Origin of the sequence: Rhizobium sp. Leaf306 (assembly GCF_001423425.1) — a bacterium.
GTDB classification, from domain to species: domain Bacteria; phylum Pseudomonadota; class Alphaproteobacteria; order Rhizobiales; family Rhizobiaceae; genus Neorhizobium; species Neorhizobium soli.
This window is the reverse complement of sequence record NZ_LMNX01000001.1, coordinates 1,415,833-1,440,191: the sequence shown is the minus strand read 5'-3', so window position 1 is coordinate 1,440,191 and position 24,359 is coordinate 1,415,833. Positions and strand designations below refer to the sequence as shown.

The following is a 24,359-nucleotide window of genomic DNA, read 5'->3' as shown; positions in this document are numbered from 1 at the left end:
CAGATGTTACCGCTTGGGTGTCATCAGGTAATGCCCAACGCCCCAGACCTCTCCCTTGTCATGGCCGAACAATCCGGCAGTGGCAAGGAAGAAGAGACGCCAGCGGCGCTGCCAGAGGCAGGCATCCTTGCCGTAGACATCCTTCAGGATCGGCTGGATTTGCCCGATCTCGCGATCGAAATTTTCAAGCCAATGCATCGCGGTGCGGCGATAGTTGAGACCCGACCAGCGCCAGTCTTGTTCGACGGTGAAAATATCATCGAAACGCCGCGGCAGGTCGTGCGCGGGCATGATGCCGCCGGTGAAGAAATGGTGGGCAATCCAGTCAGCTGGGTTGTCGTGCTCGAACCGGTAGGACCGATCCTTGTGGGTGAACACGTGCAGGAACAGCTTTCCGTCGGGCTTCAGCCAGCCTCTTGTGCGCTCCATAAGGCCTCGCCAGTTCGACATGTGTTCGAACATTTCCACCGAAACGACCCGGTCGTAGGTCTCATCCGTCGAAAAGTCGTTCATGTCGGCGGTGATGACGGTGAGGTTGTCGAGCTTCAGCCGCTCGATTTCGCTGAGGATGTGCTCACGCTGCGGGGCCGAGTTGGAGACGGAGGTGATCCGGGCATTGGGAAAATGCTGGGCCATGTAGAGCGACAGCGAACCCCAGCCGCAGCCGAGCTCGAGAATGTCCATTCCATCACTCAGTTCCGCGTGACGCACGGTCTCGGCCAGCGCGTAGGATTCCGCTTCCGCAAGCGTTGTATCGTCAGCCAGATACAATGCGCAGGAGTATTTTCGCTGTGGACCGAGAGCGAGGCTGAAGAACTCTGGCGGCAGTTCGTAATGCTGGCGGTTGGCATCATCCGTATGGGTGGCGATCGGAAAGTCGGCCATCGACCTTGCGAACGCGTCCTCGGCGGTTGCCGGCGTGGAGGCCAGCTTCCGCTTGGTGCGACCGCATAGAAAGTCGATCCCGGCAAGCGTCACGCCATCGCTTAAGGGTGCTCGTTCAGCCGTATTGATGGCAAAGGCCAGCATGTTCATCGTGGCGTTCCCTTATTGTGTTGAGAGTTTGGATCGACGCGGACCGGGGAAAAATGCGTTGACGCGTGCCTGGACAGCACGGAACTGGTCACCCCGGGATTTCAGCATGTGTTCCTCAAGCGGCGGAATGCCGGAGACGTGCACCAGCAGCCAGTACATCATCACAGGTGCGAGAAGCGCGATCGCGGCAAAGCCCAGCGCCGGAAGCGCCATCAGCGGCCAGCTGCACCAGAACAGCCACTCGAAGAAATAGTTAGGGTGGCGGGAATAGGCCCACAGCCCCCTCTGGCAGATTTCCCGCTTGGCTTCCGGCGTCTTGCGGAATCTCGAGAGCTGAACGTCGGCTACCATCTCGCCGATAACGGCAATCGCTGCCACGGCAAGCGCGAGAAGATCGCCCACCTGCGGGTATTCTGCCGGGTTCGAAGCGGCGCAGTAGACTGCAAGCACAAGAATGAAGGCAGCGACCGCCTGGATCTGGAGAAAATAGAACAGGCGGAAGGAAGCGCGATCGCCCCATTCCTTGATAAGCTTTTCGTAGCGGGGATCCTCGCCACCGAGCCGCGTGCGGGCGCCAATATGGAAGGCAAGCCTCAGCGACCAGGCCGCGACGATGACGATTGCCGTCACGCGGCGCTCGACGGGACCGGCCGCCAGATAGGCCGCAGTCACGCCGCCGACGCCGACGGCCAGCGACCAGATCGTGTCTATCCAGCCGCTCGCACCTGTCGCGCGCTGTACGGCCCAGGAGATCGCCATGGCCAGCGACAGGCCTATCGCCAGAAAAATTAGGTGAATGTAATCCATTGGTCTCCTCGAACGTAGAAAGCCCGACACGTTCTTTGTGTCCCTCTACGGCTGACATAGCCAATCAGTTTCATGGGCTTGGAAAAAATGTCGCAAAAAGAAGTGATATTGCGTGAAACTCTCTATCTCAATCTCTCGTAATGATTACAGAGCCCACAGGGCAGGTGATCGATTGCTTTGGGAGCTGGGGGAATTGTATGGCAATTCGTGAGACGCATAGGACCTCGGGACGTCGACGCATCGCAGTTGTCGGCAGTGGAATATCCGGCATGTCCGCTGCATGGCTTCTGGCCAAGGCCCACGATGTTACCATGTTCGAGGCAGCCGACCGTATCGGCGGCCACAGCCATACCGTGGATTTCGACGCATCGGGAAGAACCGTTTCCGTCGACACCGGCTTCATCGTTTATAACGAGGTGACCTATCCTAATCTGACGGCGTTGTTCCGTCATCTGGATGTTCCAACCACGGCCTCCAGCATGTCCTTCGCCGTCTCGCTCGACGATGGCGGTTTCGAATATTCTGGTGGCACAGGGTTCGGACTGTTCGCCCAGAAGTCCAACATCGTCAGCCCACGCTTCTGGTCGATGATGCGCGATCTCGTCCGCTTCTACCGCAATGCTCCCCGTGATCTGTCGACGATGGGCGGTTCGTCACTCGATGACTACCTCGACCGACATCACTACGGACGGGCGTTCCGCGACGACCATCTCTACCCGATGGCGGCTGCGATATGGTCGATGCCCGCGGGTAAGGTGGGTGAGTATCCCGCGGTCAACTTCGTCCGTTTCTGTGGCAATCACGGGCTGCTCGAACTCTGGAACCGTCCAATCTGGCGCACGGTGACGGGCGGAAGCCGGGAATATGTGGATCGCCTGACAGCTGACTTTCGCGATCGCATTCGCCTGTCGACACCCGTCCAGGCGATCAGGCGAACCGGTGGCGGTGTTGAAATTTCCACCGGACCGGACGGATGGCAGGCATTCGACGAGGTGGTGATCGCCACCCACGCAGATCAGGCACGTCGTCTTCTGTCGGACGCTGATGACCACGAGACACGCATTCTGGGTGCCTTCCGCTATTCCCGCAACGAGGCGATTCTGCACAGCGACCAGAGCTTCATGCCGAAGCGCAAGGGCGCATGGTCCAGCTGGAATTATTCGGCAAAGACCGGCGAGGCGCAGGTCCAGCCTGCCATCACCTACTGGATGAACAAGCTGCAGCCGCTTGGCGATGCGCCGCCGACCTTCGTGACACTCAATCCCCCACGTCAGCCCCGCGAGGACGCAGTCATCCGACGCGAGATCTACGAGCATCCGATCTTCGACATGGCAACGGAGCGGGCACAACGGGAAATCTGGTCGCTTCAGGGTGTGCGCAACACATGGTTCTGCGGCGCCCACTTCGGCTCGGGCTTCCATGAAGACGGCCTCCAGGCAGGCCTGGCGGTCGCGGAAGATCTTGGCGGCGTTCGGCGTCCCTGGAAGGTCGCCGAGGAAAGCGCCCGGATCGTGCGCCGGCCGCTCGGCGCTACCGTTCCGATCGAGGTCACGGCATGACGGCTTCGTTTCGGTCGGCGCTTTATCCCGGTCATGTCACGCATGCACGCATGCGGCCGAAAGAGCATCGGCTGGCCTACAGGATCTATTCGCTGCTGATCGATCTCGATGAGCTCGACGCGCTTGATCGCGGCCTGAAACTGTTTTCCGTCGACCGGTTCAATCTATTCTCGTTTCGGCAAAGAGATCGCGGCGACCGCTCGGGATCCGATCTTCGGGGCCAGATAGAGCAATGGATGCGCGCCGCAGGGCTCGAGCCTGATGGCGGGTCGATCAAGCTTCTCACCATGCCGAGAATACTCGGCTGGGCCTTCAATCCGCTCAGCATCTTCTTCTGCTACGGGCGCGACGGCGAGGTGAAGGCGATCCTGTGGGAAGTGGACAACACGTTCGGCGAACGCCATGGCTACCTCATCCCGGCCGATAATCGTGTCGGCGGCGAGATCGTCCAGCACTGCGACAAGGCATTTTATGTCTCGCCGTTCATGGACATGGACCAGCGCTATACCTTTCGCGTGACGCCGCCGTCCGAACGGCTGTCGATCAAGATCGATACATTCGATGCCGAGGGGCCGATGCTGACTGCCCGTCATCTCGCGCACCGCCGTGATCTGACAGACCGGGCGCTTCTGAAGGCCTTCTTCGCCATTCCCTTCCTGACGCTCCGGGTCGTCGGCGGCATCCATTGGGAGGCACTGAAAATCTGGCTCAAGGGCGTGCGTTTGCGCAAGCGTCCAAAGCCACCGGAAAACCCCGTCTCCGTCACTCCTGCTGTTCCCCTACGCAAAGTGGAAATCCATGAGCCAATCTGACGAATTCACCTCCGTAACGACCGATCGCACACCCGGAGCTGGCGTTGCCGGCTTCGGCGCGCGCGTCGTGAACCGGCTGCTGAGCGGTATCCGCTACGGTTCTATTCGCGTTGTGCTGCCTTCCGGTCGCACCATAGAGATGGCCGGGCCGGAAAAAGGGCCGGACGCCGTTATCGTCATCAAGCGCTGGCGGATGCTGAGCCGCGTTCTGCATGCGGGCGACATCGGCTTTGCAGAAGGATATCTCAAGCAGGAATGGACGACACCTGATCTTACCAATGTGATCCGGTTTGCGGCACGCAATCGGCATGGGCTGACGCTTGCGACCCATGGGGGCTATCTCGGCCGGATCGCGGTTCGCCTGTCGCATCTTCTCAACGCCAATACCAAGCGCGGCAGCAAACGCAATATCGAGGCCCATTACGATCTCGGCAACGAGTTCTACGCTGAGTGGCTAGACCCTTCGATGTTCTATTCCTCGGCGCTCTACGAGCATCAGGGACAGTCTCTCGAAGATGCCCAGCGTCAGAAACTCGAGCGTATCCGCGAAAAGCTCGCCATGAGCCAAGGCGACAGCGTGCTCGAGATCGGCTGCGGCTGGGGCGCTCTTGCCTTGGACCTCGCACAGAACGTCAATGCCCGGGTCACCGGCCTTACTCTTTCTCCTTCGCAGCTGGCCTTTGCAAACGAGCGCATCCGGCAGGCCGGCGTGGAGGGGCAGATCGATCTACGACTGCAGGACTACCGCGATACATCAGGGCAATTCGACCGGATCGTCTCGATCGAGATGTTCGAAGCGGTCGGAGAGGCCTATTGGCCAGCTTATTTCGACACCATCCGTCGCTGTTTGAAGCCCGGTGGCCGTGCGGTTTTGCAGGTGATCTCGATCAACGAGGACCGCTTCGATTCCTATCGGCGCAATCCGGATTTCATCCAGAAATACGTGTTTCCGGGAGGGTTTCTTCCCTCGGACAGCGCGTTCACGGCAGCCGTTGAGAAATCCGGGCTTGTCGTCAGCGACATCGAACATTTTGGCGCGTCCTATGCGCGGACGCTGGCCGAGTGGCGGACGCGGTTTCACGCCGCCTGGCCGAAGATTGCGGAACTCGGTTTCGACAGCCGTTTCCGTAGGTTGTGGGACTACTACCTTTGCTATTGCGAGGCTGGCTTCGAGGAGGAAGCGATCAATGTTGGCTTCTATACGATTGAACATGCGTAATCTGGGTTTGCGAGGCGGTGCTGTCGCAGCACTCTTGTCACTGTCGGCAGGGCCGCTTCTTGCCGCCGATCTGGACGGCAACTGGGCTCGTGGCGACGGCAATGCCAAGGTCGAGATCGCGCCTTGCGGCGCCCAGATCTGCGCCACCAACACATGGATCAAGCCCGGATCGGGAAGCGAGAAGGCCGGCGACAAGCTGGTCATGAGGATCGACCGAACAGCTGACGGATCCTATTCCGGTACCGCCTTTGATCCACAACGCAACATGACGTTCAAGATCACGGTCGTTGTCGCGGAAAAGAAGATGACGACAAAAGGCTGCGTTGCTGGCGGTATTCTTTGCCGTGCCGTCAACTGGTCCCGCATCGACTGACACAGAAAGAGGGAACGAACCCATGGCGAAGATCTCGCTGAAGACGCTGGCTCTTGCCTACATCACCACGTTCATCGTGTTCGGCGCGATAGACTCCGTCTGGCTCAGCACGATGACAAGCCTGCTTTACCGGCCGGTCATGGGCGACATGCTTCTGCCGAGTTTCCGTCTCGCGCCTGCCGTGATCTTCTACCTTCTCTACATCGGCGGACTGACGCTGATGGCAGTGCGTCCGGCCCTGATTGCAGGCGGTGTCGGAGCAGCGGTGCGGCAGGGAGCAGCGATCGGGTTTATGTCGTACATGACCTACGATCTCACCAACCATGCGGTCATGAAGAACTGGTCGACGCTGCTTTCCGTGGCCGACATCATTTGGGGAACCTTGCTTTCGGGTCTCGCCAGCGGTCTTGCCACCTGGATCGTTCTGCGGTTCTTCAGAACAAAACACCACTAGCGTTCGAAAACAATATGGCCGGGAAATCCCGGCCATATCTTTGAGCTATTACTGTTCAGGCTCTTCGACCGCGGTCGGCTGACCGCGCTGGTCGAGTATCTCTCGTTTGCCCACATGGTTGGCCGGGCCGACCAGCCCATCCTTCTCCATGCGTTCGACAAGCGATGCGGCCCTGTTGTAGCCGATCGACAGGCGGCGCTGGATGTAGGAGGTCGAGCACTTCTTGTCGCGCATGACGACCTTGATCGCCTGCTCGTACATCTCGTCCCGGTCTTCCTCGCTGATCGCGGACCTGTCGAAGACCGCCTGGTCTTCCTCCTCGACCTCTTCACCCTCTTCGTCTTCCGTGACGCTGCCGAGATAGAGCGGCTGACCTTGCGTCTTCAGATGCGCAACGATGCGCTCGACTTCCTGGTCCGACACGAAGGGACCGTGAACGCGGGCAATGCGTCCGCCGCCCACCATATGCAGCATGTCGCCCTGACCGAGCAGGTTTTCCGCGCCCTGTTCGCCAAGGATGGTGCGGCTGTCGATCTTGGACGTCACCTGGAAAGAGATACGGGTCGGGAAGTTCGCCTTGATCGTACCGGTGATGACGTCGACCGAAGGCCGCTGCGTCGCCATGATCAGGTGGATACCGGCAGCACGCGCCATCTGCGCAAGCCGCTGGATCGCACCTTCGATCTCCTTGCCGGCCACCATCATCAGGTCGGCCATCTCGTCGACGATGACGACGATATAGGGCAACGGCGTCAGGTCCATGTCCTGCTGCTCGTTGATCGGCTCGCCGGTCTGACGGTCGAAACCGACCTGGACGCTGATCGAGATGACCTCGCCGGATGCGGACGCGGCCGCCACACGGGCGTTGAAGCCGTCGATATTGCGAACGCCAAGACGCGACATCTTGCGGTAGCGGTCCTCCATTTCGCGCACCGCCCATTTCAGCGCCAGAACCGCTTTCTTGGGGTCGGTCACGACAGGGGTGAGCAGATGCGGGATACCGTCATAGGCCGACAATTCGAGCATCTTCGGATCGACCATGATCAGCCTGCACTGGTCCGGCCGCAGACGGTAGATCAGCGAGAGGATCATCGTGTTGACCGCGACCGACTTGCCCGAACCGGTTGTGCCGGCGACGAGCAGATGCGGCATCTTTGCAAGCTCGGCGACGACGGGTTCTCCGCCGATCGTCTTGCCAAGGCAAAGCGGAAGCCTGAAGCCGGTACCCGCATAGGTGCCGCTTTCGATCAGCTCACGCAGATAGACGGTTTCGCGCACGGGGTTTGGCAGTTCGATACCGATCACGTTGCGACCGGGAACGACAGCCACGCGGGCCGAAAGCGCTGACATCGAGCGGGCGATATCGTCCGAAAGACCGATGACGCGCGAGGATTTGACGCCGGGTGCCGGGGCGAATTCGTAGAGCGTCACGACAGGGCCGGGACGAACGTCGATGATCTCGCCGCGGATGCCGAAATCCTCCAGCACGCTTTCCAGAAGCCCCGCGCTCTGTTCCAAGCTTTCCTGGCTGACGGGGCTGATCTGGTCGTCCACCGGTGCCTGCAGCAATTCGATCGACGGGAACTCGTAGTCGTCGGACGCATGCAGCGGTTCGGTGTTGAACGGCCGGATCGGAGAGATCGCGCGGGTGGCCATGACAACCTGCCGCGTCGACTTTACTGGCACGACGGGGGCGACCGCAGGCGCCGGGGCCTCGATGACGGTCTCAGCGATGACGGGCGCAACGAGAACAGGCTCAGGAATGACAGGCTCAGGAACGACCGGAGCAGCAGCAGCGATGACGGGCGCATCCTCCACTGGAGGCACCACCGGATTTGGCGCAGCATCGTGGCCGGCCTGGCGCAACGTGATCGAACGATAGAGATCAAGCGGCGACGGCCCCACCGGAATTTCTTCAACCAGACGTTTGGTCAGGGTCTCGATCGGCTGGCGAATGACCGGCGCCCTCAGGGCAACCCGCACAGGTTCGGGCCGGACCGGCTGTTTCGGATAGGTCGGGAGCGGACGCTGAGCAACGAACACAGGTCTCTGCTCGACCTTTGGCGGGGGAGGCGGGGTCAGCGCGAACTCTTCGCCGGTGGCCTCTCCAAGGCTCATCACCTCGAAGAACAGATGATCCGGCAGGTTGGCGATCGGAGACTGTCTTTCAGTGCTAATCACGGGAGCATCAATCACTGCTTCAGGCTGCGGCGGCGCAACTGCGACCAGCACCGGTTCAACGGTTTCCCTGGCAAACGTGGCCCGGCGTTCCCTCAGCGCCTGATCGAGAGTGCCGACGAGATTGCGGGCGCCGGGTTCAGGCGACAGGAAGCTAGCGATAGAGGTCGACAGCGCGTCGCCGTCATGTCTTTGGGTGAAAGTAATCTCGGAAATCTCCTGAACGGCTCGCGCCGCCATAGGGGGAATGACAGCCTCGGGGACGGCGTGGGAAGCGACGGCTTCGCCCTCCGCTTCCGGGCCGGAGGGTGCCCCACGCCTGGAGATGGTCTTCTCCGGCGTGCGGGTGAAGCGAACGGTCGGGCCCAACATGAAGGCCTTCTGCCAGTCCGGCAGCGCCTCGATCTCGTGAGCCTGCATCTGGACTGTCGACACGATGTCGCAAGCCACCTGTTGCCCCGCATTCGGGGGCTCAGGCGGATTTATGGGGTGAGAGTGGCCGGTATCCGGCAGTTCGGAAGCCTGGGCTTCCAGCTTGTCAGTTTCGCGAAATTGCGGGCCTGTGAGACGCATTGCCACCAATGAAACCATATGAACAAATCTGGGACACGAACGTCCTTGGATATAAAACAAACATTAACCATGCGTTGCCGGCGCCGATAAATCGTCGAGTGCGGTGATCGCCTGTGACAAAAGGCGCCGGTGAAATGGTCTTTGGGACGGAACAGACTCGGGCAGTTGGTGGTTATTGGGTCAACTGTAGTCGTCAAGATGGAGCCCCCATGTCGAGTCCGAATTCGTTTGAAATGTCACGACGGGATCTTCTCGTCGCAACCGCTGCCGGCTCTGTGGCCGTGGCAAATAGCAACAGAGCTGCAAATGCGCAGGCGGCAACACCGCCTCCTCGGCCGGGGACGGCGACGTCGCGGGTGGGTTTTGTCGTCAACGGCACACGCCAGGATCTCGATCTCGACAACCGCACGACCCTGCTCGACGCGTTGCGTGAGAACCTGCACCTGACCGGCACCAAGAAGGGTTGCGATCACGGCCAGTGCGGCGCCTGTACTGTCATGGTCGATGGTCGCCGCATCAATTCGTGCCTGTCGCTTGCCATCATGCACGAGGGCTCCGAGATCACCACGATCGAAGGCCTTGGCACACCGGACGAGATGCATCCGATGCAGACGGCATTCGTCAAGCACGATGGCTTCCAGTGCGGCTATTGCACCCCTGGGCAAATCTGTTCCTCCGTCGCCGTTCTTGAAGAAATCAAGGCCGGCATACCGAGCCATGTAACGGAAGACCTGACCGCCCCCACGCAGGTTTCCGAGATGGAAATCCGCGAACGTATGAGCGGCAATATCTGTCGATGCGGGGCCTACCCGAACATTGTTGCGGCTATCACGGAAGTTTCGGGGAGGCAAGCATGAAACAGTTTACTTATGAACGCGCCGCATCACCGGCTGAAGCTGCGTCCAAGGCCGCCAACAACCAGAACGCCAAGTTCATCGCGGGAGGCACCAACCTCCTCGACCTGATGAAGCTAGAGATCGAATCACCGACCCATCTCATCGACGTCAACGGTCTCGACCTCGACAAGATCGAGCAGAGTGAAAACGGCGGCGTCCGGATCGGAGCGCTCGTGCGCAATACGGATCTCGCCTCTGACGAGCGCATCCGCCGCGACTACGGCGTGCTTTCGCGCGCACTTCTCGCAGGCGCATCGGGTCAGCTCCGCAACAAGGCAACGACGGCCGGCAACCTGTTGCAGCGGACGCGCTGTCCTTACTTTTACGACACCGCCCAGCCTTGCAACAAGCGCAAGCCCGGAAGCGGTTGTTCCGCCATCGGCGGCGTGACCCGCCAGCTGGGCGTGATCGGCGTCAGCGATGCCTGTATCGCCACCCACCCCGGCGACATGGCAATCGCCATGCGTGCCCTCGATGCAACCGTTGAGACGGTCAAGCCCGATGGCGCAACACGCGCGATCCCGATTGCCGACTTCCATAAACTGCCCGGCGATACGCCCGAGATCGAAACCACGCTTGAGCGCGGCGAGGTCATCACGGCCGTTACGCTGCCGGCACCTGTGGGTGGCAAGCACGTGTATCGCAAGGTGAGAGACCGTGCGTCCTATGCGTTCGCTCTTGTGTCGGTTGCCGCGATCATCCAGCCGGATGGCACCGGTCGCGTTGCGGTCGGCGGTGTGGCTCCCAAACCATGGCGCGTCGAAGAGGCGGAAGCCGACTTGCCGCAGGGGTCCAAGGCCGTGATGGCCAAGGTCTTTGCAGGCGCAAAGCCAACCGAAGAAAATTCGTTCAAGGTGACACTGGCGGAGCGCACGCTCGCCGGCATCCTTGAAGAAACCAAGGGGTAAGCCATGCTATTCGATCGTCCCGCCACGACCAATCCCATCGACCAGATGAAGGTGGTCGGCCAGCACATCACGCGTATCGACGGCCCTAAGAAGGTCACCGGCACGGCGACCTATGCCTATGAATGGAACCACGCCAACCTCAATGTTGCCTACGGCTATCCCGTAGGCGCCGGCATCGCAAAGGGTCGGATCAGCTCGATGGATATCCAGGCGGCCCGCAACGCTCCGGGCGTTCTGGCTGTCGTCACGGCTGAAACGGCTGGCAAGCTCTCCAAGGGCAAGATGAATGCGGCCAAGCTTCTCGGTGGCCCCGAGATCTCGCATTATCACCAGGCCATCGCCGTCGTCGTCGCTGAAACCTTTGAGCAGGCTCGCGCCGCAGCGAGCCTCATCAAGGTGGATTACGTTCGCGCTCCCGGTTCCTACGATCTGGAAGCAGCGAAGGACACGGCCAAGAAGCCGGAGGGCTCCGAAGGTGAAGACGCAGACACCTCTGCCGGCAACTTCGACAAGGCGTTCGCCGAGGCAGCGGTCAAGTTCGACCAGACCTACACGACACCCGACCAGTCACATGCGATGATGGAGCCGCATTCGTCTCTTGCCATGTGGGACGGCGACGAAGTTACGGTCTGGACCTCGAACCAGATGATTGCCTGGAACAAGTCAGAAATGGCGATCACGCTCGGCATCGATCCGGAGAAAGTCCATATCATGTCGCCGTTTGTCGGCGGTGGTTTCGGCTCAAAGCTTTTCCTCCGGTCGGATGCGGTGCTTGCAGCGCTTGGTGCGAAAGCGGCGGGACGCCCCGTCAAGCTTGCGCTTCCGCGTCCCTTCGTGATGAACAACACGACGCACCGCCCGGCAACGATCCAGCGTATCCGCATCGGCACCACGCAGGAAGGCAAGATAACCGCGATTGCTCACGAAAGCTGGAACGGCAATCTGCCGGGCGGCAGCCTGGAGACAGCCGTGGCGCAGACTCGTCTTCTCTACGCCGGCGAAAACCGGATGACCTCCATGCGGCTTGCGGCGCTCGATCTGCCCGAAGGCAATGCAATGCGCGCACCGGGCGAAGCGCCTGGCCTCATGGCGCTTGAAATCGCCATGGACGAACTGGCCGAGCAGCTCAACCTCGACCCCGTCGAATTGCGGATCATCAACGACACGCAGGTTGATCCGGAAAAGCCTGAACGGAAGTTCTCGCACCGCCAGCTGGTCGAATGTCTTCGCCGGGGTGCTGAAACCTTCGGCTGGGACAAGCGCAACGCCGAGACGGGTCGCGTCAAGGACGGACGCTGGATGGTCGGCATGGGCGTTGCGGCAGCGTTCCGCAACAACATGAACATGAAGTCTGGTGCTCGCGTGCGGCTCGATTCCGAAGGTGTCGTGACTGTCGAAACCGACATGACGGATATCGGTACGGGCAGCTACACGATCATCGCCCAGACCGCGGCCGAAATGATGGGCGTAACGATCGATAAAGTTGCCGTAGAGCTCGGCGATTCCCGCTTCCCGGCGTCGTCGGGATCGGGCGGACAGTGGGGCGGAAACAGCTCCACCGCAGGCGTCTATGCCGCATGCGTGGCGCTGCGGGATGCGATCTCGCAAAAGGTCGGCTTCAACTCCGCAGATGTCACGTTTGCGGACGGCCAGATCCGTTCCGGCAACCGCAGCATTGCTCTCGCAGAGGCAGCTGGCAAGGACGGTGTCGTTGCGGAAGATACGATCGAGTATGGCGATCTTGCAGAAGAGATGCAGCAGTCGACATTCGGTGCCCATTTCGTCGAGGTCGGCGTCGACATGTACACGGCTGAAATCCGCGTTCGGCGCATGCTGAGCGTCTGTGCAGCAGGGCGCATTCTCAACCCGATCACGGCCCGCAGCCAGGTCATCGGTGCGATGACGATGGGCGTCGGCGGCGCCTTCATGGAAGAACTGGCCGTCGACAAGCGTCGCGGCTTCTTCGTCAACCATGATCTCGCCGGCTACGAAGTTCCTGTCCATGCCGATATTCCGCATCAGGATGTCATCTTTCTCGATGAGACGGATCCGACCACTTCGCCGATGAAGGCAAAGGGTGTTGGCGAACTCGGCCTTTGCGGTGTGGCGGCAGCGCTTTCCAACGCCGTGCACAACGCAACCGGCGTGCGTATCCGGGATTACCCTGTCACGCTCGACAAGCTGCTGCGGGACATGCCGCAGGTCGGCTGATCCGCTCGGAACGATTACGCAAACCTCTGGCCGGAGCATTCACGGATGCTCCGGCCTTATATTTTCAGAACCTCGTCGCGCCAGAAGACGATAACATAGCCGCCGCGTGCTTCAGCGTTGGATGCCCATGCCTTGAACTGCGGCATATAGGGCGGATGACGCCACAGATCGGGATAGTCCGGATCGGCAAGGACCGTAATCTGCTGTCCTTCCCCATAGACCATCAGGTGGGATCTTTGAGGAGCCCACTCGTCGCCCAGTCCTTCGCGCGTTAGCCAATGGCACACGAAGTCGCGGCAAAGCATCGGTCGATCCCGGTAGATGGAACAGCCTTGTCCGGCAACGCAGTGCCTGCACCACTCGTCCGCAGGCTTGTTGAGATCTTCGATGTCCGGCAACCGGCAGCAAAGAGTGCAGGTTCCGCACGCGCGGCCCTCGACAATGGCTGGTGTCATTCTTGCGATACGCTTCCTGCGTCTTGGGGATACCCCCGGTCTGCGACCTTCAAACAGTTTCGTTCAAGAGCCGCACGCGAATGAAGAGGCTGCCGGATCCAGAGTTGGGTGCGGGAGGCCGCAAAACGGCACCGCCCGGATATCACCGCAGGGGTGTGTGACGCAAGAAAAGCGCTTTGGTTTCGACGCATGCGGGAAACGGAAGTTTAATCGATGAGCCTTAAGTCTGATGCAAACGGAGATTTTTCCATAATGACGACGAGTTGCCAAGGCTGCCGCGACGGCGCAGCATTCGAACTACCGTTCTCGATGGCATTCCAGCCGATCGTCGACATCGCAACAGGCAAGATTTTCGCCCACGAAGCGCTTGTTCGCGGTCTAAACGGAGAAGGTGCCGGGTCAGTTCTATCGCAGGTGCAGGCCGACAACCGCTATGCGTTCGATCAGCAGTGCCGGGTCAAGGCGATCGAACTTGCCGCGCAGCTCTACGACCCCGCTGACGACGTGAAACTGTCGATCAACTTCATGCCGAACGCCGTCTACGAACCGCGGGCGTGTATCCGCCTGACGCTTGCCACGGCCATGAAGACGGGTTTTCCGCTTGATCGCATCATCTTCGAGTTCACCGAGAACGAGGAGTTGGATACCAAGCACATCCTTCACATCCTGCGGACATACCGGGATATGGGCTTTAAAACTGCGATCGACGACTTCGGTTCAGGCCACTCCGGTCTTGGCCTCCTCAGTCATTTCCAGCCCGATATCGTCAAGCTGGATATGGACATGATCAGAGGGATCGACACCGATCCGGTCCGGCGCACCATCGTCAAGCACACGTTGCGGATGCTCGAAGAACTCAACATCGTGCCGCTCTGCGAAGGCGTCGAAACCGTCGGCGAAATGTCGGCCCTGCGGGATTTGGGCGTGTCCCTCATCCAGGGCTACCTGCTCGCCAAGCCAAGCTTCGAACACCTCGCCATCCCGGCTTCCGCGAAGGCGATGCTTGCTGCGGCGGCCTGAGAAACGGTGGGATAGGCGAACCAAAGCGGAATGAAAGGTCCGGTATCGGTTTCGACGCAGTGGAAACAGGCAGAGATGCCGACTGGACGCTGGCAAGGGCAAGCTCAGAGCTCGATTTGACAAGTGAAACAGCGCGTTCGTTCACGTTCGAGACAGCTTGACGTCAATCGAGACAGTACTTTTCGCGCCGGAATGCAGGTGGGGGATATTTCCAGAAGGGATGCAAAATCAACGCTCTTACGAGCGAGTGGTGCCCCATGCCGGCACACCTGAATATAATATAATCAATGTGGTTACCGACCGTCTGGACAGTTTTTGACCCTACGCAATCGTTATGCTTTTTCTAAAAGTGTCCAGACGGGCTAGATAAGATTCCGGAGGGCTGACGTGGGAATCTATCAACGGTCAGCAAACGAACTCTGATATGCATACGCTGCATCTCTGTTCACAGGACTAGATATGAAACGGTTCCAATGGCCCCTTTTAGGGATTGTCACACTGTGGCTGACACTCGCGATCTACTTCAAATGGAGCCGCGCCGGCTGCGGCCGGATATGGAGCGAGGCGTGCACCGGACTTGCATGGCAACGCTTCGGTGATTTTATCACTCTCGGATGGATCTCCTCCTACCAAGACTTGCTTGCTGGGTTAGCTGCTCTGGCTGGTGGTGCAAGCGTCGTGATGGCATACCAGATGCAGGCGAGGGACGCTAAACGTCATCGTGATGCAGATGCCCGCGACGACGCCCTGGCTGCTTGCTCGATTGCCTCACAAAGGTTCATCGACATAGGAAGTTCGCTGTCGACTATGATAATAGGGCCGAACAGCCTGAGCACAGAGTTCATTGTGGCTCAATACAAAAGATTAGCTTACATAGACTCCATGCTCGCGACGATCACGATCGCACAGGTTCGCGAAATTGAGAGCTTCAATCCTGTAAGGGGCGGCGACGAGTTGGGGCTGATTGCGGATACCTATGCGCTAGCCCGAATACTTCAGTACGCGGGCGACAACCTTGATGCCGAGGGCAGGTTTCCTCTAAAAACAACGGCCGACATTCCTCCTGGGATGCTGAATAATGGACGCATCGTCCAGCGGGCGCATATGGGGGTGCTGCGAAGCTTCTTCGATTGGTCGAACACATCCGATTAGGGCAAGTTTCTTGTCCGATCCGTTTGGCATCGCGTAAACCAATCTCTCACAGCCCGTGACAACGCCTCTCCTCGTTCTTCTCGATTGTTCGAGTCCCAATTGGACGACGAATAGCCTGAAATTCGGAAGCAATAACAACGAACTCCTGCGAAGGTGAGGGGTTCTAAAGCCGGTTTGTTATCGCTTCGAAAATTTAGACGCTTCCCGCACCGCCGATCCAGCATGCATCGGTCAGCTATATCGAGCATGACGGAGGATATGCACAGAGTCGAAAGGGACAATTATCGCGACAGCGATTTATAGCTTCCGGTTGCAAAACGCTCGCCGTTCAAGGAAAGCTACGAATCAGGAAACATAATTGGCAGCGACATGGACACCACCAGCATCGAGAATGCCCGGGAAGACGATACGAACCGCCCGTCAGAGATGGAAATGACGTTTATGAGCGGGATCGTGCGAACCTTGGGCGCTGATATGTACAGCAACCTTGGGAAGGTGCTGGTTGAGTTCATCGCCAATGCTCACGACAGCGACGCAAGCCGCGTGAACATAAAAATTGACTTTGAAGCAATCGCGGCAGAGCGGATCAAGTTAAGAACTCAACACCAGGCCGCGTCCGGAAAAGCTTTTCTCAGTGAGGCTGACGGAGGCACGCCAACGCCTGATGAGGTTTCCTCAACGCTGATTGAGAACTTCGACGCTATTCAACAAATTCTGCCTCCTAATTTCCAAATTGTCATCGAAGACAACGGTCACGGAATGTCATGGCAGGATGTGAAAAATAAGTTCTTATCGGTGAACCATCAGCGGCGGAAGGACTCGAGTGGACTGGAGAGCATCCTTCGGACCCCAGGCGGACGTATGGTCATGGGACGTAAAGGGGTAGGCAAACTCGCGGGGTTCGGAGCGGCTCTTAGAGCTGAGGTAGAGACTACAATCGAGGGTGAGCCATTCGCCACGATTGTTACGATCGACACTGAAAGCATGCAGGAAGGGAAGCCAATAGAGCAACTTAAGCTTCCGGTAACATATAAGGACGTTGACGCAGGGAAGAAGGGAACAACGATAACCCTTTCTCGTCTGCGTGCAGAGGCCCTGAAAGAACGGCAAGAAACAGTCATTGGGACCATTCAACGACGATTTTTTGGCCTGAAACCTGAAGACTTCGAGATACGCATCAACGACGTACCGATCCCACCCTATCACCCGGATTATGTCTTCATCTACCCTCCTGAAATCACCGTTGATAAAATCAAAAAGAATGAGCTGGCCACCGCTTATTTCGAAGTCCCAGAAGTCGGGAAGTTCCCATTCAAATACTACGTCGGGTTTCGACCGAAATCGCTGAAGGGTAATGAGCGGGGTGCCCGCATCTACTGTAACAAGCGAGCTGCAGCGGGACCTAGCCTCTTTGGCATGGCAACAGGAATGCACAACTTCTATGGTAGCGACTACATGGAGTGCATGGTCGAGGCAGACGTTCTCGACCGCGGTGGACTAGACCTAATTGCTACCGATAGAGGCGACCTTAAGGAAGGGAACGAGATCGTCGAATCGTTCCTGGAGGTGGTCAGGGGCTTAATGATCGCCGCCGTCCGCGCACACGGCAAGTGGCGCGAGGAAAAGGCCGAAGACGATATAAAAGCCGATCCGATAGCCAGTATGATCGAGAGGCAGATCATGGCTTTGCCTGCTAAAACTAGAGAGCCATCTAGAAAGCTTCTCCGCATTTTCGCGCGCGACTACGACGTTGGGAGCGAGGAGTTTCAAGATCTGGCTCCAACGCTGATCCGGTCAATCAACTCGAGCGAAGTCTTGATCCAGCTTTCGTCCTCCGGAATTCATCTGAAAACGATTGAAGACCTGACTGTTCAGTTGCGTCAGGTCTCCGATATCGAACGATGGGACGCACTAAAACTCTACAAGGCCAGAAAGAACGGTATTCTAAAGCTCATGGAACTGCATGAGCGGTCTATCTCTGCCTGGAAAAAAGAGCAGAACGAGCGTGAATTCCATCAACTTCTTAAGGAAAATCCTTGGTTGATACGTCCGGAGTTCAGCCATTATATTTCCAGTGACGAGCGAATGGAGAAGGTTGTCTCTAAAGTAGCGCGAGAGCTTAGAGTCGATAAATTCGCTAAGGTGGTCGATGGGAACAAGGTTGATGTTACGCGACCAGATCTCGTATTTCTAGCGTCAGAACCTTCAATTGACGGCCCATTCATTATAAAAATTGTAGAGCTCAAAGCACCTACGATCGGACTAAGGTTGAGCCACTGGCGTCAGCTTGAAGACTATATCTATAAGACGGTCGATTGGTGCGAGGCAAATCTATCGCATAAAGTCAATGTCCAAGGTATTTTGATCGGCGAACTCCCCAAACCGAACCCCTCTATCCAAGATGAAGCTCACCTGCTTGCGAAATATTTCGCATCTACCCCACGAGACCCTATTAGGATTATTGGAATGAGTGAGTTGATCAAGGACGCTCGCACGGCTCACATCGACGCCATCGACGTCCTTGAGCGCGAGCTTGATGAGGAGGGCGTCGAGACCTTCGACGAGCCTATCAAGGCATCGACTACCTAAGCTGCCTCAGCCGATTGCGAAAGACGCAGTGCCGCATGGACGGAGGTTGCAACTGCCGCGGCCAAGGGAACAGGTACGCCGTTGCCAATCTGCCTTTGCACTGCGGACCTGTCGCCTTCAAATCGCCAGCGATCTGGAACGCCTTGAAGGCGAGCCCCCTCCCGTAAGGAAATCACTCTGTCTTCGGTGGGGTGTAGATACCTTCCTGTCGATGGATTTTGAAAGCGGCAGCGCAAGGTATTAGAGGGAGAATTGGCGTCCATCCGTCCCCAGACATCAGTCGCTTGGGCACCCAGAGCATGCCAGGAAGCGGGGCATAGATAGGGCGCACTCTTCATCAGGTCACGCTTATCGCCCCCCGCAGGTATCCGTTTGATACGTTCCAGTGCCAAAGCCGTCGGTTGTGGCCATACATGGAGCGGATCACTCGGCGCGATACCTCTCAATACTTCGGAAACCGTCGTTTTCGTCGAGCTCTTGAGAGGAGTCTCTATCGCTCCGAGCTTGGACGCAATGGTGAATGCTCTAGCGCGACGCTGTGGTGCGCCGTAATCCTGCGCGTCAAGAACCATTGTCTGCACTTTATATCCTAAACGCACAAAGCCTGCCGCCATCTTTTCCCAATGTGTGGACGCTAGAAAAGGCGGCACATTTTCCACTACAACAATAAGGGCGCCTGAGGCGTTTGCGAGCGTCGGCAGATACGCTGATAGACGGTTTCTTTCATCCGCTCCGTCCCGGCGGCCTAATGTACTGAAGCCCTGACAGGGTGGGCCCGCGATCAGGCAGTCTACAGAAGGCATAGCTATTTCCAGAGATACTGATCCGCAGGCCGCAACAGGAGAGACGTTGCGGTTATACGAAGCAACCGCTCGCTGATCGAGATCTACTGCAAAGGAGGGGCGAAAGCCCAAACTTCTGAAGCCCTCGGAAAAAAGACCCGCTCCACAAAAGAGATCGGCGAAGGTAAATTGACGCATCGGCAGCACCCTGTGACTGATCGATACTACAATTCTTTAGGTTAATCACCTGCAAAGGAAAGATTAATAGATCGTAAATTATGCCAGATGATACGCAGCTCAGCGAGAACAAAGCGTTGAAGGGTTCTCCCTCGTGGCTCAGGGACACTAAGTCGAACGACGACTAAGGCTGGCCAATCCGCTCGCCCTCCACCCGATCGAGGCGCTGCCTGAGATCCATGATAACGTCTCGCGCGCCGTAGACGCTGCCCTGGGCCTGTTTCAGTTCATCTACTTGCCGCTGCTGATCCTGAAAGCGCTGATCATAGTTCGCCCAAACGCGAGCGTGTTCGTCTCTCGGCACTAGCCCTTCCCGAAGCTCTTTGATTGCCGCTTCCGTTCGCTGACGGTCTTCTTGGCCGCGCGCTGTCCGCCATTCCATCTCTTTCTGCGTGACCATGCTAGCAACGATCGTTGACAGGCTGTCCTTTGTCTCGATCGCGCGCATGCGCACGTCCTCACGCATCGTGACGATGTTATCTTTGATCGGCTGCAGCGCCATGAACCCGAGACCGCCCAGAACGGTGATCGTCACTGAACAAAAGCCGATGATGATCGGCCACTGCGTTTTCGATCCGCCGCGAATATCATCGACCAGCGAACGGATTTGCGAGGCGATCTCCGAAAAGCCCTTGCCCATTCGGTTGTCGAGGTCGCCGATCTGCCGGGATTGGTTTTCGACGCGCTCGCCAAGCTGCGCATATTTTGCTTCAGGATCAAAGGCGCCATTTGGCATGTCGTTTCTCCCAGTCATTCGTTTCTAGCCCTTTGGCAATTTCGCACTCTGGCGGGTGTTGACTCACGCCAACAGATGAGAACATAATAAGAACGAAACCGCCGTGTGAGGCCGGCAATCAACATCCTATTCGAAGGCGAACACGTGCCCCGTGCGCGAGCGAGAACCCGTGTCCGAAAGACAGACGAAACCTGCTATGCCGCTTCCAACGCTCCAAGACTATCGCGCCGAGACCATTGAGATGGTCTGCACCCCCTGCGCTCGCCAGGGCGTTTTCAGCCACAAGAGTTTGGTCAAGAAGTTTGGAGCGGACGCGGAGTTCGTTCAGATCCGGCGCGTGCTGGCTATGGGATGCGAGCATGCCGGGACCGAGAAATGTCGGGCGAGGTTTCCCTGCCTCCTGCAAGCACAGATCCTTTGGGAGCCACGCGGATGAGCGACGAGACTAGGACCGTTTTGAATGGACCAGCGAAGCTTTATGTCCATTGGTGCAGCGTCCCGTCATGCCGGGAGTGGGGCGGCTTTGGCTTCTCGAACAATCGCGGAGAGCCGCAATGGTGGTGCTGGGAGCATTACCCGCACAAACCGAACCAGGCGCGCAGTGAAGCGGCCGAGATTGCCGAGATGCTACGGTGAGCGTCTTGGCAGAAACTAACAGCGTACAGGCGTGAGATTGTCATGACGAAATCGGACACGAGCGCGGGCTTCAGAGCCTGGTGGGACTTGCTCTCAGACGAAACAAAGGCGGGGATCGATCGCCGCGTGGCGTGGATGGCATTCGTGGCAGGCTCCAGACATCGAATGTATCCCCCGAAGAACACCTATCGTTTTCGCGCCGGCCGTTGGATCGTCACCGTGACCGCCGACACTGTCGAAGATGCCCGCGTGAAGGCTGTTGAGAAGCTAGATCAGCGGGCGGAAAAGTTAGGGGCCACGCCTCCGCCGAGCGGATGGCCCCTAACGAAAATTGCAGGCTCGGCATAGACAGCCGAAGTTATCGAGACGGCTGCTTCGGCAGCAGATCCGCAACCTTCGACATGATGATGTCCTGCAAGGCGTTGGGCGTGACGCCGAGCTTCTGCAGCGTTTCCGGGTTCTTTTCCTCGACATACTTTGTCGCGTCTCGCAGCATCGCGCTGGTGATCGCCGAAGCAGTAACGCTGGCAATCGACCCGCCAGCAATACCGGATCGAGCAAGTGCAAACTTCAGAGCGTTGGCGGCCGAGTCGTGAAGGCCTTGGCGAAGTTTCGCTTGAATGTCGAGCTGCTGCTTTTCGTCAGCTACCTTAAGTAACGAGATCAGACGCGCCGAGATCCACGTGATCAGCACGGGCCCCACGATCGAGCCGAGAAGCACGACAAGCGGCTGAACGATCGCCCAAAGGTCGAACCAGACAGAGGACGTGGCGACGACGGGCGCAGCCTCCTGCGCATGCGCCGGCTGCAGCGTGTTTGCGAGAACGAACAAAATAGCGAGCAGCGCAAAGAAACGCGCCGCGATCATATCGATGCGGATCATAGGAAAGTTCCTTGTTTCGAGGGGTTGGGTTTAAAGCTTGGATTGCACCATGGCGCGCATCTGGTCGCCGATTGCGACTGCGCCTTGGATGGAGGTGTCAAACGGCAGGCGGGCGATGTCCCACTTGCCTTTCTGCTTGATGCCGAGGTTCGTTTGCACCTCGGCATGGCTGAGAACTGTCTTGCGGCTGACCTTGATGCCGTAGCGCTTGCATAGCTGTGCCAGAACGTTTGCCAGTTCATCCCACTGGACACGCGTAATCGGCTGCTTGCCGGCACTGAACGGGATCTCAATGGCGCCGGCCATGCCGCAAAGCGACACGCCGATAAAACCGGTGTTGCAGTTCAGCGTGTGAGCGGCATACCCGGACTTGGCTTTTGGAAGGCTGTTGAGGTCGATCGACGGCACGCCGCGGACGTGCTTGCCGTCACCTTCGATCAGGACGTGGTAGTGAGACCGATCGAGATCGCTGGCCTTGTTCTGTCCGGCCGTCCAGTGGAAGACGATGCCGATGATCTTGGCATCCGGCATCCAAGCCGAAGAGATCACCTTATCCCTTGTATCGACTGAAGTTGTTGGGACAGGTGGCGGCAGGGAGGTTGGAGGCGTAGCGATAAGACCGCGCAGCTTCTCCAGCTCGTCGAGCGCCGAATTGAAGGCATCGTCAGCCTCTTTGCCGTAATCACCGTCGGCGCCGTATTTCGGTAGCGAGAAGCCAAGCAGCAGCATGCGCTTCTGCGTTTTTTGCAGAATCGAATTCATGTCGGATTGTCCTTGAAGTTGCCGCGTCTCAACGTAGCGGCGGCGATGTTTCGCGGTCTAAGTGTGACGGCGCCAGATGCGCCGCCGTTACTCGGATTCTAAGCTCGCCTTCGAGCTGAGGTCGCGAACCTGATCCGCGAGGCCGTCACGTTCCTGGTTGGCTGCAGCCAGCTGCGCATCGACGATCTGCTTTTCAGTCGCCGCGGCCGACGCTCGATCATTGAGGCCTGCGATCTGTGCCTGCAGTTCGCGAACCTGCGTGGCAAGCGCCTCCTTCTCGGCAGTCAATTCAGCCACCCGTTCGCCGGCTGTCTCGAGCTGCTCGATGAGGCCAGACTTTTCGCTTTCCAACGCCGTCACGCGTGCCAGGGCATCGCGGGCCGTGTTCGACATGATGCCCGAGGTGGGGAAGCCGGCGATATCGAGGGGCTCGGCCTGACCGACCTCTTCCTTCAGCACTTCGCCATCGAGAACGACACGGCGAAGGTACTGGCAATGCGCGCCGGTCGGCAGACCGTCGAGGCCGAAGCGGATCAGAATCTCATAAGGGGTTTTGGTATCTGTAAGAGCCATTTTAGGCATTCCTTCGTTTGATTGTTAGGAGACAATTGCGCCGTCAGGAAAGCGCCAGTTGGTGCCATCCGAGATCGCGAGACGCTTGCTTGCGGTCCCATTCGAGACGTAGATCACGCCTTGGACGTAGGCGGACGCGGCCGGGAGGGTCGCAACTGTGTAAGAGGGAAGCTTCGGGGCAGCGCCAAAAGTCACGACGCCGGTCGCGCGCGAGATGACCAGAGCATCAACGTTGAAGCCGCCTGCGTCGGTGTAAGCCCGCACGCGAAAGTCTGAGCCGCTGTTTGAGCCATTCTCTGCCGCGTTGTCGGCGCCCACGATCCAGCGTTCAACGTCAGCGGTGCGCCATCGGCACCAGCGCGCAACGCCGGCGACGGTATTGAGCACCAGGTTCGGGCCGACAGTTTCCGCCACACCGCCGAGGCTTAGCGTTGAGCCGACGTATGCACTGGCGAACCGCCGCAGCGCCGATCCTAGGGCCTGTCCTTTGTCTGTCGCCGGACCCGCAATTTGAGCGTAACGCACGTCTAGCTCAGTTTCTGCGCTATACCACCGCTCCCATGCACCGAATGCTCCGGCCGTGACGCGACGTCGGTAGGTTCGATTGCCGTCCCGCTCATACCAATACTGCTGAAAGTAGTTGGACGAGGTACGGACAACGTTGATGTAGCCAGCTGCAGCTACAGGCAGGTTAGCCGCAGAGGACGAGTGTGAATAAAGCCCGTTGTCCATTGCAAGGTTGGCATCGGTGATCGAGTTCGAGCCGGCGGACATTGAGAGACGAGCAGGCAGGACGCCGTCAGGGACCGTGCCCGTCAGATCTGCGGCCGAGCCGGACGACGCGATATTGGCAAGGCCCAGGGCCGTTCTCGCCGCCGCCTGGTTTGCCGCACCGACGATCGAACGGCCGACCGCAGTAAATGTCGCCAGCGCAGCCGTGCCAGCACCTGTGAAGTATGGAAGCCGATCAGCCGCTCCGACGAGGCTGGAGAAGGCATAGAGCACGCCGTTCGTCAGCGCATCGAGCACTGCCCGGGCAGAGGCCAGCACCCGAGTGACGTCAGGCGTGACCCTCGCCTCATAGCTTTGGGCATTACGCGATGTTCCAGGCCAGGGGTAAGCAAGCGTCAGCTGCGTGTTGCTGTCGACGCTCGCGATCCGGACTGATAGGCCGGCCGCCCAGAACAGGTCACCGGGGCGAAGGTCGAAGTTCATCCAGCCGGTACCGACGCCGGTCACGATGATTTCGCCGGCATTAATCGTCGCAGTCCCGGTGCTGTAGGTGGTTTGAAGGGCCATTATTCAGACTCCCCAACCGTCGCAGGTCTGTCGGCCGCTTCGAGACGTGCCTTCAGTTCGGCAATCTCTTTCTCGTAGTTGAAGCCGATCTGAAAGGACTGCTTGAGTGATTGCGCGAGAAACAGATTACGCTGCGACAAATGGTCGATCATCGCCTTCGCTTCCTGCAGCTGCACCTCTGTCGTGATGGTGATGGTGTTCATCGGTCCC

Annotated in this window: 23 protein-coding genes; 12 read left to right on the top strand and 11 right to left on the bottom strand. The window is 58.6% G+C overall.

The features are described 5' to 3' along the window. Positions 1-6 precede the first annotated feature (6 nt). Together ASG19_RS06840 and ASG19_RS06835 are read right to left on the bottom strand one after the other, a co-directional pair. On the bottom strand, positions 7-1,035 hold the full coding sequence (locus ASG19_RS06840; RefSeq protein ID WP_062454391.1) for a cyclopropane-fatty-acyl-phospholipid synthase family protein: 1,029 nt from the start codon (positions 1,033-1,035) through the stop codon (positions 7-9). Between the two features lie 12 nt (positions 1,036-1,047). After that, on the bottom strand, positions 1,048-1,842 hold the full coding sequence (locus tag ASG19_RS06835) for a DUF1295 domain-containing protein (protein ID WP_062454389.1): 795 nt from the start codon (positions 1,840-1,842) through the stop codon (positions 1,048-1,050). 197 nt (positions 1,843-2,039) lie between these two features. Between ASG19_RS06835 and ASG19_RS06830 the strand changes: the two genes are divergently transcribed. From ASG19_RS06830 to ASG19_RS06810, 5 genes are read left to right on the top strand one after another with little or no spacing between them, the layout of a single operon-like run. Then, positions 2,040-3,401: an NAD(P)/FAD-dependent oxidoreductase gene (locus tag ASG19_RS06830; RefSeq protein WP_062454387.1), complete on the top strand. Its 1,362-nt coding sequence runs from the start codon at positions 2,040-2,042 to the stop codon at positions 3,399-3,401. Continuing rightward, positions 3,398-4,213 (top strand): DUF1365 domain-containing protein, encoded by an 816-nt coding sequence (locus ASG19_RS06825; RefSeq protein WP_062454385.1) that lies wholly within the window; start codon positions 3,398-3,400, stop codon positions 4,211-4,213. Before ASG19_RS06830 ends, ASG19_RS06825 begins: the two co-directional genes overlap by 4 nt. Continuing rightward, positions 4,200-5,432: a cyclopropane-fatty-acyl-phospholipid synthase family protein gene (locus ASG19_RS06820; RefSeq protein ID WP_062454382.1), complete on the top strand. Its 1,233-nt coding sequence runs from the start codon at positions 4,200-4,202 to the stop codon at positions 5,430-5,432. Before ASG19_RS06825 ends, ASG19_RS06820 begins: the two co-directional genes overlap by 14 nt. Beyond that, positions 5,425-5,805, top strand: coding sequence for a DUF2147 domain-containing protein (locus tag ASG19_RS06815; RefSeq protein ID WP_062454379.1), 381 nt, complete (start codon positions 5,425-5,427; stop codon positions 5,803-5,805). The genes ASG19_RS06820 and ASG19_RS06815 overlap by 8 nt, the downstream gene beginning before the upstream one ends. A 22-nt stretch (positions 5,806-5,827) precedes the next feature. Next, entirely contained in the window at positions 5,828-6,259 is a 432-nt protein-coding gene (locus ASG19_RS06810) for a DUF2177 family protein (RefSeq protein WP_092664551.1), read from the top strand. 48 nt (positions 6,260-6,307) lie between these two features. Here the strand turns inward: ASG19_RS06810 and ASG19_RS06805 are convergent, their stop codons facing one another. Then, a complete protein-coding gene (locus ASG19_RS06805) occupies positions 6,308-8,857 on the bottom strand; it encodes a DNA translocase FtsK (RefSeq protein ID WP_062454377.1) in 2,550 nt (849 codons plus the stop codon). A gap of 362 nt (positions 8,858-9,219) precedes the next feature. Between ASG19_RS06805 and paoA the strand changes: the two genes are divergently transcribed. The 3 genes from paoA to paoC are packed head-to-tail and all read left to right on the top strand — an operon-like array spanning position 9,220 to position 13,025. Further along, positions 9,220-9,867: an aldehyde dehydrogenase iron-sulfur subunit PaoA gene (gene paoA, locus ASG19_RS06800; protein WP_062454375.1), complete on the top strand. Its 648-nt coding sequence runs from the start codon at positions 9,220-9,222 to the stop codon at positions 9,865-9,867. Next, the gene (locus tag ASG19_RS06795) at positions 9,864-10,814 is read left to right on the top strand and encodes a xanthine dehydrogenase family protein subunit M (RefSeq protein WP_062454373.1); all 951 of its coding nucleotides are present in this window, start codon (positions 9,864-9,866) and stop codon (positions 10,812-10,814) included. Before paoA ends, ASG19_RS06795 begins: the two co-directional genes overlap by 4 nt. A gap of 3 nt (positions 10,815-10,817) precedes the next feature. After that, on the top strand, positions 10,818-13,025 hold the full coding sequence (gene paoC, locus ASG19_RS06790) for an aldehyde oxidoreductase molybdenum-binding subunit PaoC (protein ID WP_062454371.1): 2,208 nt from the start codon (positions 10,818-10,820) through the stop codon (positions 13,023-13,025). Between the two features lie 56 nt (positions 13,026-13,081). Here paoC and ASG19_RS24395 read toward each other — a convergent pair whose 3' ends face one another. After that, positions 13,082-13,249, bottom strand: a complete 168-nt coding sequence (locus tag ASG19_RS24395; protein WP_244473943.1) for a hypothetical protein — start codon at positions 13,247-13,249, stop codon at positions 13,082-13,084. A gap of 483 nt (positions 13,250-13,732) precedes the next feature. On the opposite strand from ASG19_RS24395, the gene ASG19_RS06780 reads away from it, so the two are divergent. The 3 genes from ASG19_RS06780 (at position 13,733) to ASG19_RS06770 (ending at position 18,241) form a co-directional block, all read left to right on the top strand. Next, positions 13,733-14,500, top strand: a complete 768-nt coding sequence (locus ASG19_RS06780) for an EAL domain-containing protein (RefSeq protein ID WP_062454367.1) — start codon at positions 13,733-13,735, stop codon at positions 14,498-14,500. Positions 14,501-14,959: 459 nt separating this feature from the next. Next, complete coding sequence (locus ASG19_RS06775; protein ID WP_062454365.1) at positions 14,960-15,652, top strand: hypothetical protein; 693 nt, start codon at positions 14,960-14,962, stop codon at positions 15,650-15,652. A gap of 369 nt (positions 15,653-16,021) precedes the next feature. Further along, a complete protein-coding gene (locus ASG19_RS06770; protein ID WP_062454363.1) occupies positions 16,022-18,241 on the top strand; it encodes an ATP-binding protein in 2,220 nt (739 codons plus the stop codon). Here ASG19_RS06770 and ASG19_RS23415 read toward each other — a convergent pair. Continuing rightward, positions 18,238-19,221: a DNA cytosine methyltransferase gene (locus ASG19_RS23415; RefSeq protein WP_082476206.1), complete on the bottom strand. Its 984-nt coding sequence runs from the start codon at positions 19,219-19,221 to the stop codon at positions 18,238-18,240. The two genes, ASG19_RS06770 and ASG19_RS23415, sit on opposite strands and share 4 nt — an antisense overlap. 163 nt (positions 19,222-19,384) lie before the next feature. After that, a complete protein-coding gene (locus tag ASG19_RS06765; RefSeq protein ID WP_062454361.1) occupies positions 19,385-19,996 on the bottom strand; it encodes a hypothetical protein in 612 nt (203 codons plus the stop codon). Between the two features lie 678 nt (positions 19,997-20,674). On the opposite strand from ASG19_RS06765, the gene ASG19_RS06755 reads away from it, so the two are divergent. Further along, the gene (locus tag ASG19_RS06755) at positions 20,675-20,980 is read left to right on the top strand and encodes a hypothetical protein (protein ID WP_062454359.1); all 306 of its coding nucleotides are present in this window, start codon (positions 20,675-20,677) and stop codon (positions 20,978-20,980) included. Between the two features lie 10 nt (positions 20,981-20,990). On the opposite strand, the gene ASG19_RS06750 is transcribed toward ASG19_RS06755, so the two are convergent. The 5 genes from ASG19_RS06750 to ASG19_RS06730 all read right to left on the bottom strand — a co-directional run bounded on the left by ASG19_RS06750 (position 20,991) and on the right by ASG19_RS06730 (position 24,352). Continuing rightward, the gene (locus ASG19_RS06750) at positions 20,991-21,515 is read right to left on the bottom strand and encodes a hypothetical protein (protein WP_082476204.1); all 525 of its coding nucleotides are present in this window, start codon (positions 21,513-21,515) and stop codon (positions 20,991-20,993) included. A 30-nt stretch (positions 21,516-21,545) separates the two neighbouring features. Next, complete coding sequence (locus tag ASG19_RS06745; protein ID WP_062454357.1) at positions 21,546-22,277, bottom strand: peptidoglycan recognition family protein; 732 nt, start codon at positions 22,275-22,277, stop codon at positions 21,546-21,548. Positions 22,278-22,364: 87 nt separating this feature from the next. Beyond that, positions 22,365-22,850, bottom strand: a complete 486-nt coding sequence (locus ASG19_RS06740) for a hypothetical protein (protein WP_062454355.1) — start codon at positions 22,848-22,850, stop codon at positions 22,365-22,367. A gap of 24 nt (positions 22,851-22,874) precedes the next feature. Further along, positions 22,875-24,149, bottom strand: coding sequence for a pyocin knob domain-containing protein (locus ASG19_RS06735; protein ID WP_062454352.1), 1,275 nt, complete (start codon positions 24,147-24,149; stop codon positions 22,875-22,877). After that, the gene (locus ASG19_RS06730) at positions 24,149-24,352 is read right to left on the bottom strand and encodes a hypothetical protein (RefSeq protein ID WP_156466413.1); all 204 of its coding nucleotides are present in this window, start codon (positions 24,350-24,352) and stop codon (positions 24,149-24,151) included. The genes ASG19_RS06735 and ASG19_RS06730 overlap by 1 nt, the downstream gene beginning before the upstream one ends. Between the last annotated feature and the right edge of the window lie 7 nt (positions 24,353-24,359).